The organism is Nocardia sp. NPDC059177 (assembly GCF_042755165.1).
Classification (GTDB): Bacteria; Actinomycetota; Actinomycetes; order Mycobacteriales; family Mycobacteriaceae; genus Nocardia.
Window position 1 is genome coordinate 68,160 of sequence record NZ_JBHZBX010000003.1, and the last position, 14,178, is coordinate 82,337.

General features: G+C 65.6%; 18 protein-coding genes. 8 read left to right on the forward strand and 10 right to left on the reverse strand.

All coding sequences use genetic code 11. From position 1 onward, the window contains the following. Window positions 1-95: 95 nt before the first annotated feature. Both ACFXK0_RS05320 and ACFXK0_RS05325 read left to right on the forward strand, forming a co-directional pair. A complete protein-coding gene (locus ACFXK0_RS05320; RefSeq protein ID WP_379408560.1) occupies window positions 96-449 on the forward strand; it encodes a hypothetical protein in 354 nt (117 codons plus the stop codon). 89 nt (window positions 450-538) lie between these two features. Next, window positions 539-781 (forward strand): hypothetical protein, encoded by a 243-nt coding sequence (locus ACFXK0_RS05325; RefSeq protein ID WP_379408561.1) that lies wholly within the window; start codon window positions 539-541, stop codon window positions 779-781. A gap of 681 nt (window positions 782-1,462) precedes the next feature. Here ACFXK0_RS05325 and ACFXK0_RS05330 read toward each other — a convergent pair. Further along, the gene (locus tag ACFXK0_RS05330; RefSeq protein ID WP_379408562.1) at window positions 1,463-2,674 is read right to left on the reverse strand and encodes a WXG100 family type VII secretion target; all 1,212 of its coding nucleotides are present in this window, start codon (window positions 2,672-2,674) and stop codon (window positions 1,463-1,465) included. Then, window positions 2,671-2,997, reverse strand: coding sequence for a hypothetical protein (locus ACFXK0_RS05335; protein ID WP_379408563.1), 327 nt, complete (start codon window positions 2,995-2,997; stop codon window positions 2,671-2,673). The genes ACFXK0_RS05330 and ACFXK0_RS05335 overlap by 4 nt, the downstream gene beginning before the upstream one ends. Window positions 2,998-3,072: 75 nt before the next feature. Here ACFXK0_RS05335 and ACFXK0_RS05340 point away from each other — a divergent pair, with 75 nt between their 5' ends. Next, complete coding sequence (locus ACFXK0_RS05340) at window positions 3,073-3,501, forward strand: YbaB/EbfC family nucleoid-associated protein (RefSeq protein WP_379408564.1); 429 nt, start codon at window positions 3,073-3,075, stop codon at window positions 3,499-3,501. A gap of 161 nt (window positions 3,502-3,662) precedes the next feature. On the opposite strand, the gene ACFXK0_RS05345 is transcribed toward ACFXK0_RS05340, so the two are convergent. Genes ACFXK0_RS05345 through rplN form a run of 4 tightly spaced genes read right to left on the reverse strand, consistent with a single transcriptional unit; the run spans window position 3,663 to window position 5,106 of the window. Then, window positions 3,663-3,848 (reverse strand): type Z 30S ribosomal protein S14, encoded by a 186-nt coding sequence (locus tag ACFXK0_RS05345; RefSeq protein ID WP_014981705.1) that lies wholly within the window; start codon window positions 3,846-3,848, stop codon window positions 3,663-3,665. A gap of 4 nt (window positions 3,849-3,852) precedes the next feature. Continuing rightward, window positions 3,853-4,416 (reverse strand): 50S ribosomal protein L5, encoded by a 564-nt coding sequence (rplE, locus tag ACFXK0_RS05350; RefSeq protein WP_379408566.1) that lies wholly within the window; start codon window positions 4,414-4,416, stop codon window positions 3,853-3,855. Between the two features lies 1 nt (window position 4,417). Further along, a complete protein-coding gene (gene rplX / locus ACFXK0_RS05355; RefSeq protein ID WP_019045061.1) occupies window positions 4,418-4,735 on the reverse strand; it encodes a 50S ribosomal protein L24 in 318 nt (105 codons plus the stop codon). A 2-nt stretch (window positions 4,736-4,737) separates the two neighbouring features. Continuing rightward, window positions 4,738-5,106 carry a 50S ribosomal protein L14 gene (rplN, locus tag ACFXK0_RS05360; RefSeq protein WP_043647623.1) on the reverse strand — a complete coding sequence of 123 codons (369 nt, stop codon included), beginning with the start codon at window positions 5,104-5,106 and terminating at the stop codon, window positions 4,738-4,740. A 322-nt stretch (window positions 5,107-5,428) separates the two neighbouring features. Here rplN and ACFXK0_RS05365 point away from each other — a divergent pair, with 322 nt between their 5' ends. From ACFXK0_RS05365 to ACFXK0_RS05385, 5 genes are all read left to right on the forward strand, one after another. Next, complete coding sequence (locus tag ACFXK0_RS05365; protein WP_379408567.1) at window positions 5,429-7,465, forward strand: M13 family metallopeptidase; 2,037 nt, start codon at window positions 5,429-5,431, stop codon at window positions 7,463-7,465. A 78-nt stretch (window positions 7,466-7,543) separates the two neighbouring features. Next, on the forward strand, window positions 7,544-8,521 hold the full coding sequence (locus ACFXK0_RS05370) for an ABC transporter substrate-binding protein (protein WP_379408568.1): 978 nt from the start codon (window positions 7,544-7,546) through the stop codon (window positions 8,519-8,521). A gap of 137 nt (window positions 8,522-8,658) precedes the next feature. Next, window positions 8,659-9,444 (forward strand): CPBP family intramembrane glutamic endopeptidase, encoded by a 786-nt coding sequence (locus tag ACFXK0_RS05375; protein ID WP_379408569.1) that lies wholly within the window; start codon window positions 8,659-8,661, stop codon window positions 9,442-9,444. Between the two features lie 49 nt (window positions 9,445-9,493). Then, the gene (locus ACFXK0_RS05380) at window positions 9,494-10,183 is read left to right on the forward strand and encodes a hypothetical protein (RefSeq protein WP_379408570.1); all 690 of its coding nucleotides are present in this window, start codon (window positions 9,494-9,496) and stop codon (window positions 10,181-10,183) included. 70 nt (window positions 10,184-10,253) lie between these two features. After that, complete coding sequence (locus ACFXK0_RS05385; RefSeq protein WP_379408571.1) at window positions 10,254-10,841, forward strand: Fic family protein; 588 nt, start codon at window positions 10,254-10,256, stop codon at window positions 10,839-10,841. Here ACFXK0_RS05385 and ACFXK0_RS05390 read toward each other — a convergent pair. From ACFXK0_RS05390 to ACFXK0_RS05405, 4 genes are all read right to left on the reverse strand, one after another. Next, window positions 10,813-11,412, reverse strand: coding sequence for an SMI1/KNR4 family protein (locus ACFXK0_RS05390; protein WP_379408572.1), 600 nt, complete (start codon window positions 11,410-11,412; stop codon window positions 10,813-10,815). The two genes, ACFXK0_RS05385 and ACFXK0_RS05390, sit on opposite strands and share 29 nt — an antisense overlap. 55 nt (window positions 11,413-11,467) lie before the next feature. Then, window positions 11,468-12,232 (reverse strand): ABC transporter permease, encoded by a 765-nt coding sequence (locus ACFXK0_RS05395; protein WP_379408573.1) that lies wholly within the window; start codon window positions 12,230-12,232, stop codon window positions 11,468-11,470. Continuing rightward, a complete protein-coding gene (locus ACFXK0_RS05400) occupies window positions 12,229-13,008 on the reverse strand; it encodes an ABC transporter permease (RefSeq protein ID WP_379408574.1) in 780 nt (259 codons plus the stop codon). Before ACFXK0_RS05400 ends, ACFXK0_RS05395 begins: the two co-directional genes overlap by 4 nt. A gap of 124 nt (window positions 13,009-13,132) precedes the next feature. Continuing rightward, window positions 13,133-14,134 (reverse strand): ATP-binding cassette domain-containing protein, encoded by a 1,002-nt coding sequence (locus ACFXK0_RS05405; RefSeq protein ID WP_379408575.1) that lies wholly within the window; start codon window positions 14,132-14,134, stop codon window positions 13,133-13,135. Window positions 14,135-14,178 lie beyond the last annotated feature (44 nt).

Genomic DNA, 14,178 nt, shown 5'->3' on the forward strand with positions numbered 1-14,178 from the left:
CACGTTCCGCATCACCGACGACGGCTATCGAAACGGTCGCGTCCGACGGCACGCTCATCAGCAGCACGCCGCGCGCCATCGCCTTCGAGCAGAACGTGGTCAACCTGGCGCCGCGCGTCGAAGCCAACGGCACCCGGCTGATCGCCGACGTCGCCGCGCAGGAGATCGGCTACTGGCGCAAGACCTCACCGCGCAGCATCGAAGCCGGCATGGCGATCGGTACGGCGATCGGCGGCATCGGTGGCGTCATCGTCGGCCTGGTCCTCGGCATTGCCACCGGCGGCTTCCTGCTCCCGATCACGCTGCCGGTCGCCCTGATCGTCGGCGTGCTCGGCGGTATGGCCGTCGGCGGTGCGGCGGGTGCTGCCATCCCGAACTCCGATGTCCCCGACCAGTGGGAGTACGAGATGGAGTGCCGGGGCAGCGGAGACTACCGTTTCTGCTGGTAGGCCTTGTTCCGAAGGAAGGGGCGGAATCCTCCGATGAGAACCGTCCCTTCATTCGACGCGGCGACTACGGCGCCCGAGGGAGGTTTCGAATGGTACGGAAAGTGGTCGATATCGATGGCGCCGCATTGGCCGAAGCGGCTCGATACCTGGGAACAACTGCCGAGAACGACACAGTCGAGGCCGCGTTGTCCGAGGTGATCGATCGTGGCCGTCGCACCGAGGCGATCGCCCGGATGCGTGCGCTGGTAGCCGCAGGCGAGATCGATACGCTGCCCTTACGCCGATTCACCAGCGGTGATCCGACTCTCGCCGCCCGAACCGGAGGGAAGTAGCCGCGACCATCAGGTCCGAACACATAAACCTGAGCGCAGCGCACCCTGAATACGCGAGCGGCTCGCGGTGCCGTAGCGGCTCACTCGTCCACCGGCCACGGGTCGTCGGCGAGTTCGGAGAGCACACCCTCACGAGAATCCTTGTACTTCCAGGTACCAGATAGTTTGGTCGCCGCCGATCCCTTTAGTCACAGCCGACTTCGGACTCACGATTGAGTCCGGTGTGGCGTAAGTCAGCCGCTTGACAATCGGGCCCCGTTCCCTGTCGTCGTAGGCAAGGACGACTTTCCCATCGCGCATAAACACCTGTGTCGTAGATTCTGAGTGAGTATGCAACCCGGCCCATACTGCCCCATCTGTCCCCAGGGCCCGATTGAGTTTGTCACTCGTATTGGGGGAGCTGAAGCTGTACAGGCGGTCCCACGGACCGATCTGAGCACCGGATGATGCGACGATATCGCCTAGCCGGGCCGTTCGCCTTTCTTCCAAAAGTCGAGCGAAAGCCACCGTCAATGCGGGGTTCCCATCTTGTACGGTGATTCGCTCACCGTCCGATGCGGAACCACACCCGGCGACCGGAGTTAAGGCTACCGCCGCTACGAACGCCAGCAGCTGGCCGCCGATCCGTTTCCTAATACGCACTAATGCTCCTATGAAATTTCAACACACATCAGTCCCAGGTCATTTGGGAGACGGCTTGTTGTCCGAAATCAGGGAGCCGGGCAGTGATTGCTGCTGATCGATCAACTCGGTAGGTGGTTCGTAACCGAGAGTGGTTCCCCTTGGCCTGGCGAGGTTGCCGTTCTGATCGATCACGACCCCATCACCGTTGTTCCACGATTCAATGATCTTGTTCTGCAATCCAGCGGGACTGAGCCCCGGGTTCTCAGTGGCAATCCTTCGGCCGAGTTCGTTGTTGTACAGGTCCATAGCCTCACGACTCATGCGGTTGTCTTCTCGACCTTCATGCTTGGACGTATATTCCTGGGTCCATTCCGCGCCGAACTCTTCGGTTAACATGGCGTTCCAGTATGCGTGACGGAAAGCATCGGCGTGGTTATCCTGAAAGTTCCCGTCGTACTGGTTCTCCACGCTCTTGTCCGGAAAAAGTTGTTCTGCGGTATCGCTGGCGTCCTCGCTGATTTGGTAGAACTTGTACTGGTCCATGAGGCTAAGATTGTTCAACATCTCCGCCTCGCTTACGGTCACATCCTTCTGTGCGATGTCCGAGCCAGGCTTGAACCGGTTTGCCCAGCTAATCAGTTCTTCGCTGGGCCATTTCGTCATCTTCTGCTGATCAGGGTTGACCTGGTACGTGTAGAGAATCATCTCGAGATCCGCCCCGAGAGGAATAGGAACGTCGGCAAAGACTTTGATTATCGCCTCGCCGGCCGAAGCTGCAGCATCGCCGGCCTCCCTCAGCGACTTCTTGATTGCGTCTTCGTGCTGACGTTGCCCCTGGTCGAGGGCCGCCTTCGCCACCTCCAGCGAGTTCCCCTTCTCCCCGGCCAGCCACAAGACCACATCGTTGGAGTAGCTGACTGTCCCATCCTCGGCGACGGTGTACCGCTCATCCTCGGCGGCCTTGATGGCATTCACAGCCGACGACTTCGCGAAACCAAGGATATGAACAATCTGAGCGACGGCTGGCTGAGCATTGTCGAAGGCCGTTACAACCTTTGATAGCGAGGTCTTGGCCTCCTCGCCCTTGACGCGCATCGCATCCCCGGCGTCGCCACGCCAAAAACCAGGGGAGTCTGCGAGCTGCTGATTGATGGCGCTGTACTCGGTCGTTACCGCCTCCGCGCCGCGAGCCCACTCGTTACCTTGCTCAGTCAGCGAATCGAAGTTCCACTGCCGGATCTCCGACTTGGTCGGCGGCAGCGAACTCATCGGGGAGGCCCATCCATCGGGCCAGCCTCGGCCAACTCGGCCTGCGACGTCGATTGCGCCGCTTGTTGCGCGTTGTAAGCGGCGATGCTGGCGGTCGCAGCATCGTTGATCTCTTTGAGCTGCACGGCAACTCCTCGTACGCTCAGCCTCGCGCGAACACCGGCCCTCATGAATGCCGCCCCCAGTCCGGAGCCCGGAAGCGCAGGCTCGATCGCAGCGATGAAGCCTTCGGTCGGCAAGGCGTTGAGCACCCTTTGGGAACCGTTGAACGCACCGATCATTCCTTCGAGTGCGGCTTGCTCTACATACAGCTTGTCGGCCATCGCGATCCCTCTCCCCATCGGCGATCTTGCTACGCTAACACGGTCATCCGACCACATGGGGAGTGTGCCTTACCGTTGTATCCGAACAACAGTGAAATAGACCCGATCACCGATCAGATGAACGCCGTGCGTCGTGCGCTGCTCACGGATCGATTCACCGAGTCACGGTACGGCGTAGCGGTCGATGTCCGAGCGGATGGAACGCTTGAAGCGGTCCGGATCGATGAGAGCGTCACGCCGCACGGGGCCGAACTCGGCAAGCTCATCACGACTCTCACACACGACGCCTTGGACAAGGCTCGTAGGAACGTGCGTGAGCGTCTCGACGAACTGACAGCGGACCCACGCATATCCGCAGCAGTCGAGTCGATTGAAATCGCTTCTGAACAGCCGGCACCAAATCCGGCAAGAATGACTGCGCAGCAGCATGTTCCTGAAGATGAGCTCAGCGAGGAAGAGCTCATAGAACTCAACGAACGCCGTAACCAGGCGTGGTTTCGTTAGGTCGCATCACCCGATCAGGTTGCCCGTAGCCACAGCTACACCGCGACACGTTTAGTCGTCGGAAACGGGGCTACTAACGCACGAAGACACGGACTTCGGTCGGAAGTCCGTGTCTTCGTTCGTTATTCGCCTAGGCGGGTGCGCTCACGAGGAGCGCGGGCTCACCAGGAGCTCTTGTGCACGCCAGGGAGTTCGCCGCGGTGGGCCATTTCGCGCAGGCACACGCGGCACAGGCCGAACTTGCGGTACACCGCGTGGGGGCGGCCGCAACGCTGGCAGCGGGTGTAGGCGCGGACCGCGAACTTCGGCTTGGCGTTGGCCTTGTTGACCAGTGCTTTCTTGGCCATGTGCTCAGTTCTCCTTGAACGGGAAGCCGAGGTGCTTGAGCAGCGCACGGCCTTCTTCGTTGTTGGTCGCAGTGGTCACCACGGTGATGTCCATACCGCGCGGGCGGTCGATGGAATCCACGTCGATCTCGTGGAACATCGACTGCTCGCTGAGGCCGAACGTGTAGTTGCCGTTGCCGTCGAACTGCTTCGGCGACAGGCCGCGGAAGTCGCGGATACGGGGCAGCGCGATGGAGACCAGGCGGTCCAGGAACTCCCACATGCGGTCGCCACGGAGGGTGACCTTGGCACCGATCGGCATGCCCTCACGGAGCTTGAACTGCGCGATCGACTTGGTGGCCTTGCGGACCTCCGGCTTCTGACCGGTGATCAGCTCGAGGTCCTTGATGGCACCGTTGATCAGCTTCGCGTCACGGGCGGCGTCACCGACACCCATGTTCACGACGACCTTGACGACGCCCGGGATCTGCATCACGTTGGCGTAGGAGAACTCGCTGTTCAGCGCGTCCTTGATCTCGGCGCGGTAGCGCGCCTTCAGCCGGGGCTGAGTCTGCTCAGAGGTGGTCATGTCAGATGTCCTTCCCGTTCTTACGGGAGATCCGAACCCGCTTGCCGGTCTCTTCGTCGGTGCGGTAGCCGACGCGAGTCGGGTTACCGTCGGAGTCGACGACCATCACGTTGGAAACCTGGATGGGGGCTTCCTGGGTCACGATGCCACCCGAGGAGGCGCCACGCTGGTTCGCGGAATCCGCGACGTGCTTCTTGATGCGGTTCACGCCTTCGACGAGAACCTTGCCGGTCGCCGGGTAGGCCTGGATGACCTTGCCCTTGGCGCCCTTGTCCTTGCCCGAGATGACGAGGACGGTGTCACCCTTGTGCACCTTCATGGTCAGAGCACCTCCGGGGCCAGCGAAACGATCTTCATGAAGCGCTTGTCGCGCAGCTCACGGCCGACCGGGCCGAAGATGCGGGTGCCGCGAGGATCGTTGTCCGGCTTGATCAGCACGGCAGCGTTCTCGTCGAACTTGATGTAGGAACCGTCCGGACGGCGGCGCTCCTTGACGGTGCGCACGACGACAGCCTTGACGACGTCGCCCTTCTTGACGTTCGCGCCGGGGATGGCGTCCTTGACGGTGGCGACGATGATGTCACCGATACCGGCATAGCGACGCGACGAGCCACCGAGCACGCGGATGCAAAGGATTTCCTTCGCCCCGGTGTTGTCGGCGACGCGCAGTCGCGACTCCTGCTGAATCACTTCAGCACCTCCTGGACCTGGATGTATACGTACGCCGGATTGCCGACCCGACGCACATGGTCAGTCACCCACCGGACGCGCGCCTGCCAGCGGAAATACCGACCACTGGGGGTTCACTGCCGGATTGCGGGCGCAGAGCTCCCGCAGGCAACCGGTCTAGTGTAGGTGAATCCCCAGGTCGACCCAAATCGGGGGTCCGCCGCGAGCAGCGCGGGCGTCCGGCTCGGCGACGACCGCACCGAGCGGTCCGCGCGCCGGTAGCCTGGGCGGGCTGGATCGCTAACGAGCACGGGTGCGGGTGCCGCATCGGGGAAGGAATCCTGTGACATCGTCAGGTCGTCCGTCGGTCTTGGATCGACGCGCATTTCTGATCGCCATGGGCCTGGTGCCGGTGGCGGCGGCGCTGGCCACCTCGTGTTCGGACACCACCGAAGTGCAGCTGACCGGGGTGGACCTGGGTGGCGGGGATCCGACGATCCGGCCGCAGGACGATCTGTACCGCCACGTCAACGGGGCCTGGCTGCGTGACTATCAGCTGCCGCCGGACAAGGCTTCGGTCGGCGCGATCACCGACGCCAACGACCGCACCATGGATCAGCTGCGCGCGATCATCGAGGGTATCGAGAACCCCGAGCCGGGGTCCGAGGCCCAGCAGATCAAGGATCTCTACGACGCGCGGCTGGATCTCGACGAGATCGAACGGCTCGGGATCACGCCGCTGGCCGGCCAGTTCGCCGCCATCGACCAGGCGCCGGACAAGCCCGAACTGGCCAAGGTGATGGCCGCGGCGCCGATCGAGGGGCTGATGGGGATGGGCATCGGCATCGATCGCAAGAACTCGAAGGCCTATATCGCCAGCGTCAGCCAGGCCGGGATCACCCTGGGTGAGCAGTACTACCGCAAACCCGAGTTCGCGACCCAGCTCGCCGGCTACCAGACCTATCTCGAGAAGCTGGCCGCCGGTCTCGGCCTGCCCGACCCGGTCGGGGTCGCCCAGCGCACTCTCGACCTGGAGAAGCGGATCGCCGCCGGGCACTGGGACAGCGTGCGCCTGCGCAACACCGACGCCACCTACAACCTGATGAGCTGGCAGGAACTGACCGAGCTCGGCCCGCAGTTCGACTGGGACCCGTGGCTGGCCGGCATGACCGACCGGCCCAAGTCGCTGTTCGACAAGATGGTGGTCGGTCAGCCGTCCTTCGTCACCGCGGCCGCGCAGCTGTGGGCCGAGGTCGATATCGCGCAGTGGCGTGACTACCTCAAGTTGCAGGTGGCCGAGACCTACGGGCGTTTCCTGCCCGCGGCCATCGCCGACGCGCGTTTCGACTTCGTCGGCCGGGTGCTCAGCGGGCTGGAGGAGAAGCCGGAGATGTGGCGCTCGGCGGTCGGCGTTGTCGACAGCAATCTCGGCGAACCGCTGGGAAAGCTGTACGTGGACAAGCACTTCCCGCCCGAAGCCAAGGAACGCGCGCTCGTCATGGTCGACGACCTGCGCGCCGCCTACCGCGACAACTTCACCAATTCGACCTGGATGTCACAGCCGACCCGCGAGGCCTCGATCGCCAAGCTGGACAAGATCGTCGCCCAGATCGGCTACCCCGACAAGTGGGTCGACTACTCCTCGGTGCAGATCACCCGGGGCAGGTTGATCGAATCCCTGCTGGCCATCAACGCCTTCGACTCCAAGCGCGCGTTCGCCCGGCTGGGCACCGAGGTGGACAAATCGGAGTGGGGCATGTCGCCGCAGACGGTGAACGCCTACTACAGCCCCACCACCAACCAGATCGTGTTCCCCGCGGCCTACCTGCAGCCGCCGTTCTTCGACAAGGACGCCCAGGACGCGGTCAACTACGGCGCGGTCGGCTCGACCATCGGCCACGAGATCGGGCACGGTTTCGACGACCAGGGTTCCAAATACGACGGTGACGGTAATCGCCGCGACTGGTGGACGCCCGAGGACCGCGCGGCCTTCGACGCCAAGACCCAGCAGATCATCGAGCAGTACGACGTGCTCGTGCCCGAGGGCGCGCCCGAGGGTCAGCACGTGAACGGCGCGCTCACCGTCGGCGAGAACCTGGCCGATCTGCGCGGACTGCAGATCGCGCTGGCCGCCTACCGCAAGGTCGCCGAGCGGACCGGCGTCGAGCCCGACTACCAGAGCATGTTCTTCTCCTGGGCGCGGCAGTGGCGCGACAAGCAGACCGAGGAGGCGACACTGCGAGGTCTGCAGGACACCCACTCCCCCAACGAGTTCCGCTGCAATCAGGTGGTCCGCAATATCGAGGAGTTCTACACGACCTTCGAGGTGAAGGAAGGCGACGAGCTGTTCATGCCGCAGGACCAGCGCGTCACACTGTAGAAAGACGACCTCTCCGGGCCTGGTCCTAGGTTAGCCTTGGCTGACTTTGACGGTAACCAGGTCTATGGAGGGTGCTCGATGACCACTGTTCGGATTTCGCGCGGCCCGCGTCGGGCGGCGATCGCGGCACTCGCCTGCGCGCTCGTGTTCGCCCTCGCCGCCTGCGGCTCCGGTGACGACACCGCCGGTTCGGGCGAACCGGTGACCATCACCCACGCCCGCGGCGAGACCACCGTCACCGGGACGCCGGAGAAGGTCGTCGCGCTGGGCAACCAGTGGCTCGATTCCACGCTGGCGCTGGGCGTCGTCCCGGTCGGCTACATCGACAATGTCGCCGCGGTCTCCAAGACCACCCCGCCGTGGGAGCCGGCCAGCCTGCAGTCGGCGAAAGCGCTGAACACCACCGGCAATATCGCCGAGCAGGTCGCCGCACTGGAGCCGGACCTGATCCTGGTCGACCCGTTCATCGCCGACCAGAAGACCTACGACGACCTGTCCAAGATCGCCCCCACCCTGCCCGGACTGACCGACGAAGCGGTCGGGCCGTGGCAGGACCAGGTCACCGCGCTGGGCAAGGTGCTGCACAAGGAATCCGACGCGACCGCGGTGATCAAATCCGTCGACGACAAGATCGCCGCCATCGGCGCCGCCAACCCCGGCCTGAAAGGCAAGACCTTCGCCAGCACCTGGCTGGCCAGCCCGTCGCAGCTGATGGTGCTCACCGATCCCGAGGACGGTTCCGCGCAGCTGTTCACCCAGCTCGGCATGACCATCCCCGCCAACCTCACCGCCCTGCCGTCCAGCCAGGGCCGCCTTGCCCTGTCCCCCGAGCGCGTCGACGAACTCACCGCCGACCTCCTGCTGGCCGGCTACTCCACCGGCATGGACGAGAAGTACCGCCAGCTCCCCGGCTTCAGCGACCTCCCGTCGGTCCGCAAGGGCGCCGCCGTCTTCCTGACCACCCAGGAGATCAGCGCCGTCAACCAGCCGTCCGCCCTCTCCGTGCCTTACATCCTCGACAAACTCGACCCGTACTTCGCCGCCGCCGCGAAATAGCGCCGAGTAGTACCGCAGGGTGATGCACGGGAGACAACACGCCTGACAACGTCGGGTCTGTGCGTTATTCCGATATGGACGGGTCGTCACTCGACGCGAGCTCGGTGACGGATCGTCATCGCGCGGGACGGGTCTGGGTGGCGATCGGCGTCTTTGTGGTGTCCACTCTGGTCGGCTCGATGTTCTTGCTCGCGGTGCAACCGTATTCCGGGATCGACCCGGCGGTGTTGTCGTTGGTCCAATTCGGTCCGGCGCTCGGCGCGGCGGTGACGTGGCTGGTTGTTCGGCGAACTGTCACGGCGGCGCTGCCCGCGGCGGTGTCGGTGCGGCGGGTCGGGTGGGTCGCCGTGGCGATTATCGTGGTGTGTGTGGCGTTCGGGGCGCTGATCATCGGGGCGGCTGTCGTCGCGGGGGTCGCGCCTGTCGGTCCGGTGGCGGTGGAAGGCGTGTCCTTCGGGGTGTTCGTGCTGCTGCAGTTGCTCGGCGCGGGCGGGGAGGAGATCGGGTGGCGGGGAGTGATGCAGCCGGTTCTGGAGTCCCGGACGACTCGGTTCGTCGCGGTGGCGATCACGGGGGCGACCTGGACGCTCTGGCATGTCCAGGCATTCACGCTCGGGCCGGTGGTGGCGATCTGTTTCATCGTGTCGACGATGTCGTTCGCGATCGTGCTCGGCGATCTGAGCGTCGGGAGCTTTCGTCAACGGGTACTGATCGCGGCGATCGGCCATTGGCTGATCAATATCGCCTGTTATCTCCTGGCCGGAGACAACACCTTCGACCAGCCACAAGTCGTGTTCATCGCGGTGGCCGCCGTGTTCATCGCGGTGGCCGCCGTGCTCGTCGCGGCGACGGTTCCCGGGGCTCGCCGGTGGGTCCAGCAGGCGCGCAAGGGAACTGTGGTTGCGCGCGCCACGGGATCGTAGTCAGCTTGGTGGATGAGGTCTGAGTGAGAGGCGCGAGATGGATTTGAGTGTGTTGCCCTGGACACTGACCTGGGATGAGGTCGATCCTGCTCGTCACCCGTTCGACACGTCGGCTGTCGCCGGAACCGTCCGCTCGCTGGCACCCGCCACGGCGGTTCCGGCGCGGGCATCCGGCACCGTCGAGTGGGATGACGAGGCCGGTGAGCAATGGGCGGATGCCATGTCGCAGGCGGTGATCGAGCGTTTCGGGCGGTGGGCGGTCGGGTGGCGATGGGCCGTCGACGAGGGTGATTTCGGTGGCGGACCGGTGACGAGCTGGTGTTGTGTGAACGATTCGCTCGCCGAGCCGGAGACGACATTGCGGCGGGTCAGCGACGCGGTGCTGGAATGGCGTGACTGGCTGGAAGACCTCGCGGATCGGTTCGATCGTTATCCGCTGGAAGGACTGTCGACGGACGATCGGATCGCGATGTGGGAGCGCGGCTCGGTCCATCTGATCAACCATGTCGTGGCCCGCACCGGCGCCGGTGATGCCTGGTACCGGCACTGCGCGCAGGTGCTCACCTGGTTCCTGACCAGGTGGGGTGTCGCCGAGAGCCGAGCCGACCTGCTCGTCCACAAAGCGATCGGCGGTCGATTCGACAGCTGGTGCGAACCCGCGCCCACTGCGGTCGCCAAGATCGCGGAAACGCTCGCGCGGTCGGTCGCGGCGAAACAGTCAGGGTACGAACATCATTGACCACCTGGCGGTGTGGCGCGGAATCCGCGATCAGGTTCCGTGGGCGGATACCGGCGCTGATTCCGGTCCGGTGACAGGCCGCCGAGACGGTCTGCGGCACCGGATCGACACCGTCGAGCGCGCTCGCAATCCGTGGCGTGCGGCCCGGCTGGGCGAGGCCTACGAACTGCTGCGTGCCGATGCCGCGGGAAGCCGGGCACTGGATTTCGAGCTGCTGGCGACATGGCAGTGCATCGTGCTCGGAGTCGACCGAGCGCCCTTTCGCGACGGCCCGGCCTTCGCGAAACAGGGCCGGGAACACTATGGCCTGGACGCCCAGACACCCGCCCACTTCGCGAAATGCCTGGCGGACAGCCGAACTCCGGATCTCCCCGTCGCCGCCCGAGCAGCCCGCCTCTACCTGGACGTCGGCTTCTTCCATCCCTTCACCGACGGCAACGCCCGCGCCGCCCTGCTGGCACTCACCTTCGTCCTGGCCCGCGCCGGCATAGTCCTCGACGAGGTCGGCCCGATCGCCCAGGTCCACCGTTTCGCCGACGACCTGGAAGGCGCACTCGGCCTCGTCACCCTGATCACCGCCCTCATCGCAGGAACCCACCGCAGATCTGCTGGACCGAGCTACGCGGGTGTCATTGCCAGGTCAGTCGGCCGTCGATGACGGTGGGGGTCCGGGAGTCGTCGAATTTCGAACTGGTGTGCAGGCTGGTTGCCAGGTCGGTGAGCAGGGCGCTGATGGATCGCCAGGTGGGGCCTGCGTCGTCGGCGTCGACCTTGTGGAATCTGGTTACGCAGCCGTGGAGGTCGCCGGGGCGGGTGTCGACGAAGAGTAGGTAGCCGTCCTGGCCGGCGAAGGGGATGAATTCGGGCAGGAAGGTTCCGGCGGGGTCGCCGGCTTGTGCGTCGGGGTCGAGTTCGAGGCCCACGTCTTCCGAGAGGGGGCCCCAGACGTCGAGTTCGAGCTGTCGCTCGTGGACCACCCGGTCCAGGTCGAACAGTTCGTCGGCGGGCAGCAGCTGCACCCACTGCTCGGCGGGGAAACCGTTCACGTGGGTGAAGAACTCGATGAGTTCGTCGGGCCAGGGCCGACCGGTCGCGGTGGCGGCCTGCTCGATCTGCTCGGTCGTCGCACCATGCAAGTGCACCGTGGTGAGGTTGCCGCGCAACCATTCGGCGATCGTGTCGAACTGCTCGGTGACAGACCCGCTCGGGGTCGGGTGCTTCGGTTCCATGGCTACCTCCGGTGCGTGGTCGGCTACCCGAGCCTGCCACGCACCGGCCGGTGGGTCAGCTCTGGGCCGCTTTGCGGTAGCCGCGGACGGCGAGGCCGCCGAAGATCGCGAGGCCGGCTATCGACCAGGCGATGGTGTGCAGGAGGGGGGTGGTGATGGGGCCGCCGAGGAGGAAGGCTCGCATGGTGTCGATGGCGCAGCTCATGGGTTGGTAGCGGACGATCGGCTGGAGCCAGCCGGGGTAGTTGTCGACCGCGACGAAACCGGAGTTGAAGAACATGCCGACCAGGACGACGATGGCGAAGATCTGCACGACCTGGCCGCCGATCTTGCTGACCCCGACCATCACCACCAGCGGGGTGAAGCCGATGATGACGATCACCGGCACGGCGAGCACGCCGAGTACCCCGAGCAGACCTGCCTCGAAGCGCAGGCCGAGCAGTACGCCGACCAGCACGACGACGATCGTGGCGGCCAGCGCGCGCAGGCATTCGGCCAGCAGTCTGCCGACCAGGCCTGCGCTGCGATGGATCGGCAGCACCCAGAACCGGCGCAGCAGTCCGCTCTCGCGTTCGCCGAACAGCGATTGGCCGGTGCCCATCGCGCCGTACATGGTGCCCGCCACCGCGATCATCGGGACGAATCCGTAGATCGGCTCGTCGCCACCGCCCATTTCGAGCGTGCGGGAGAGCACGAGCTGGAACATCAGCAGCAGCAGGACCGGCAGCACCAGCGTGCTGGTGAGCACCTCGTGCTGACGGCTCCAGCGGCGCACCAACCGGCCGGTCTCGGCCAGGCTCTGCTCGATCAGCGCGGTCACCGGCGCTTCCTTTCCACTCCGACGGCCAGCACCGCGCCGCCGATCAGCAGCACGGCGATCCAGATCGCCGCCACCGTCAGGGCCGGCGGGTACTGCCCGTCGGCGAGGCCACGCAGCGCGGCCGCCACCTGGGAGACCGGCTGATTGCGCACGAACGGCTGGATCCAGCCGGGGAAACCCTCGGCGGGCACGAACCCGGTGGAGACCATCACCAGCAGCAACTGCGGTACGAACAGCACGGTCGCGCCCAGTTCCGGATTGCCGGTGAGGGTGCCGAGCGCGTCGGAGGCGATCACCAGCGCGGCACCGAAGGCCAGCGTCAGCGCGATGAAGACGAGCGCGGGCACCAGTCCGTGGAAGCGGAACCCGAACAGCGTGCCGATCACCAGCGCGCCGATCAGCGCCGACAACGCCCGCACCAGATTGGCCGACATCCGCGCCAGCGGCGGCACCCACGACCGCACCGGCAGGGCCCGCAGCCGGGTGCCCATACCGCCGGAGACCTCGCGCGCGGCCCGGTCGGCGGCGAACATGGAGGTGAAGAACATGGACTGCACCAGGATCAGCGGCAGCAGATACTGCGCGTAGTCGATCCCCGCCGCCTCCATCGACTTACGCAGCGGCACATAGAAACAGACGAAGAACACCAGCGGCGAGGCGAACCCGAGCACCAGGTCACCCTCGCGCACAGCAGCACGAATCCCCCGCTCGCTCAGCGCACTCCACTGCTCACCAGGCGGAACCCGCACCGGCCCTACCGAATTCACTGTCGTCACGCCACAACCTTCCCGCCGCAGTAGCTCGACCCGACCACAGCGCGCACCGCCACCGGTCTCCGCACACGGCGGTGCCACGCCCCCGCGTCGGGCCGGGTGGTGCGCGGCGCGCGAGCCTGGCCGCTCATGCGACCGGCGCCTTGTCACCCGAGGGCGCGGTGAGCTGGATGAAGACCTCGTCCAGTGACGGCCTGCGCAGCGCGATGTCGATCAGTTCGATGCCGGCGGCGGTGACCCGGTCCAGGGCCGCGGTGAGGGTGGCGGCGCCGTCGGGTGCGGGTAGTGAGACCCGGTCGGCTGATTCGGCTACGACGCATTCGCCGAGACCGTTCAGGGCGGTGACCAGGGCGGGGACGTCGCCGGCGGCTACCGGGACGACCTCGCAGTAGCTGGCGCCCGCGCGGGCCTTGAGCTGGTCGGCGGTGCCCTCGGCGATCACTGTGCCCTTGTCGACGACGATGATGTTGTCGCTGAGGACGTCGGCTTCCTCGAGGTACTGGGTGGTGAGCAGGATGGTGACGCCCTGGTCCTTGAGCTCGCGCACGAGCGTCCACAGGCTCTGCCTGCTGACCGGGTCGAGGCCGGTGGTCGGCTCGTCGAGGAACACCACCTGCGGCTGCCGCACCAGACCGCACGCGATGTCGATGCGCCTGCGCATACCGCCGGAGTACTGCCCCACCCGCCGGTCCGCGGCCGCGACCAGGTCGAAGCGTTCGAGCAGTTCGTCGGCCTTGGCCTTGGCCGGCTTGCGGCCCAACCCGAGCAACCGCCCGAAGAGCACGAGATTCTCCCGGGCGGTGAGCATCTCGTCGAGGGCGGCGTACTGGCCGGTGAGCATGATCGAGGCGCGCACCTCGTCGGCCTGGGTGACCACGTCGTAGCCGGCCACGGTCGCGCGGCCCGCGTCGGGCCGGACGAGTGTGGACAGCACCGACACGGTGGTGGTCTTGCCTGCGCCGTTGGGTCCGAGCACGCCGAGCACGCTCCCCGCGGGTGCTTCGAAGCTGATGCCCCGCAGGGCTTTCACTTCACCGAACGATTTCTCGACGCCTTCGACGGCGATCGCCGCACTCGATGTCAACGCTGTTCTCCGATCGTGATGGGTGGCGAGACTCCTGATCGTCACCGAGACACCGTGCCCCCTCGTGACTTTGGTAACGCTAACCTAAT

Bases quoted from the DNA above. Each gene is read 5' to 3' on its own strand.
- ACFXK0_RS05325 (WP_379408561.1), top strand. From the start codon at position 539: ATGGTACGGAAAGTGGTCGATATCGATGGCGCCGCATTGGCCGAAGCG.
- ACFXK0_RS05330 (WP_379408562.1), bottom strand. From the start codon at position 2,674: ATGAGTTCGCTGCCGCCGACCAAGTCGGAGATCCGGCAGTGGAACTTC.
- ACFXK0_RS05335 (WP_379408563.1), bottom strand. From the start codon at position 2,997: ATGGCCGACAAGCTGTATGTAGAGCAAGCCGCACTCGAAGGAATGATC.
- ACFXK0_RS05345 (WP_014981705.1), bottom strand. From the start codon at position 3,848: ATGGCCAAGAAAGCACTGGTCAACAAGGCCAACGCCAAGCCGAAGTTC.
- rplE (WP_379408566.1), bottom strand. From the start codon at position 4,416: ATGACCACCTCTGAGCAGACTCAGCCCCGGCTGAAGGCGCGCTACCGC.
- rplX (WP_019045061.1), bottom strand. From the start codon at position 4,735: ATGAAGGTGCACAAGGGTGACACCGTCCTCGTCATCTCGGGCAAGGAC.
- ACFXK0_RS05370 (WP_379408568.1), top strand. From the start codon at position 7,544: ATGACCACTGTTCGGATTTCGCGCGGCCCGCGTCGGGCGGCGATCGCG.
- ACFXK0_RS05390 (WP_379408572.1), bottom strand. From the start codon at position 11,412: ATGGAACCGAAGCACCCGACCCCGAGCGGGTCTGTCACCGAGCAGTTC.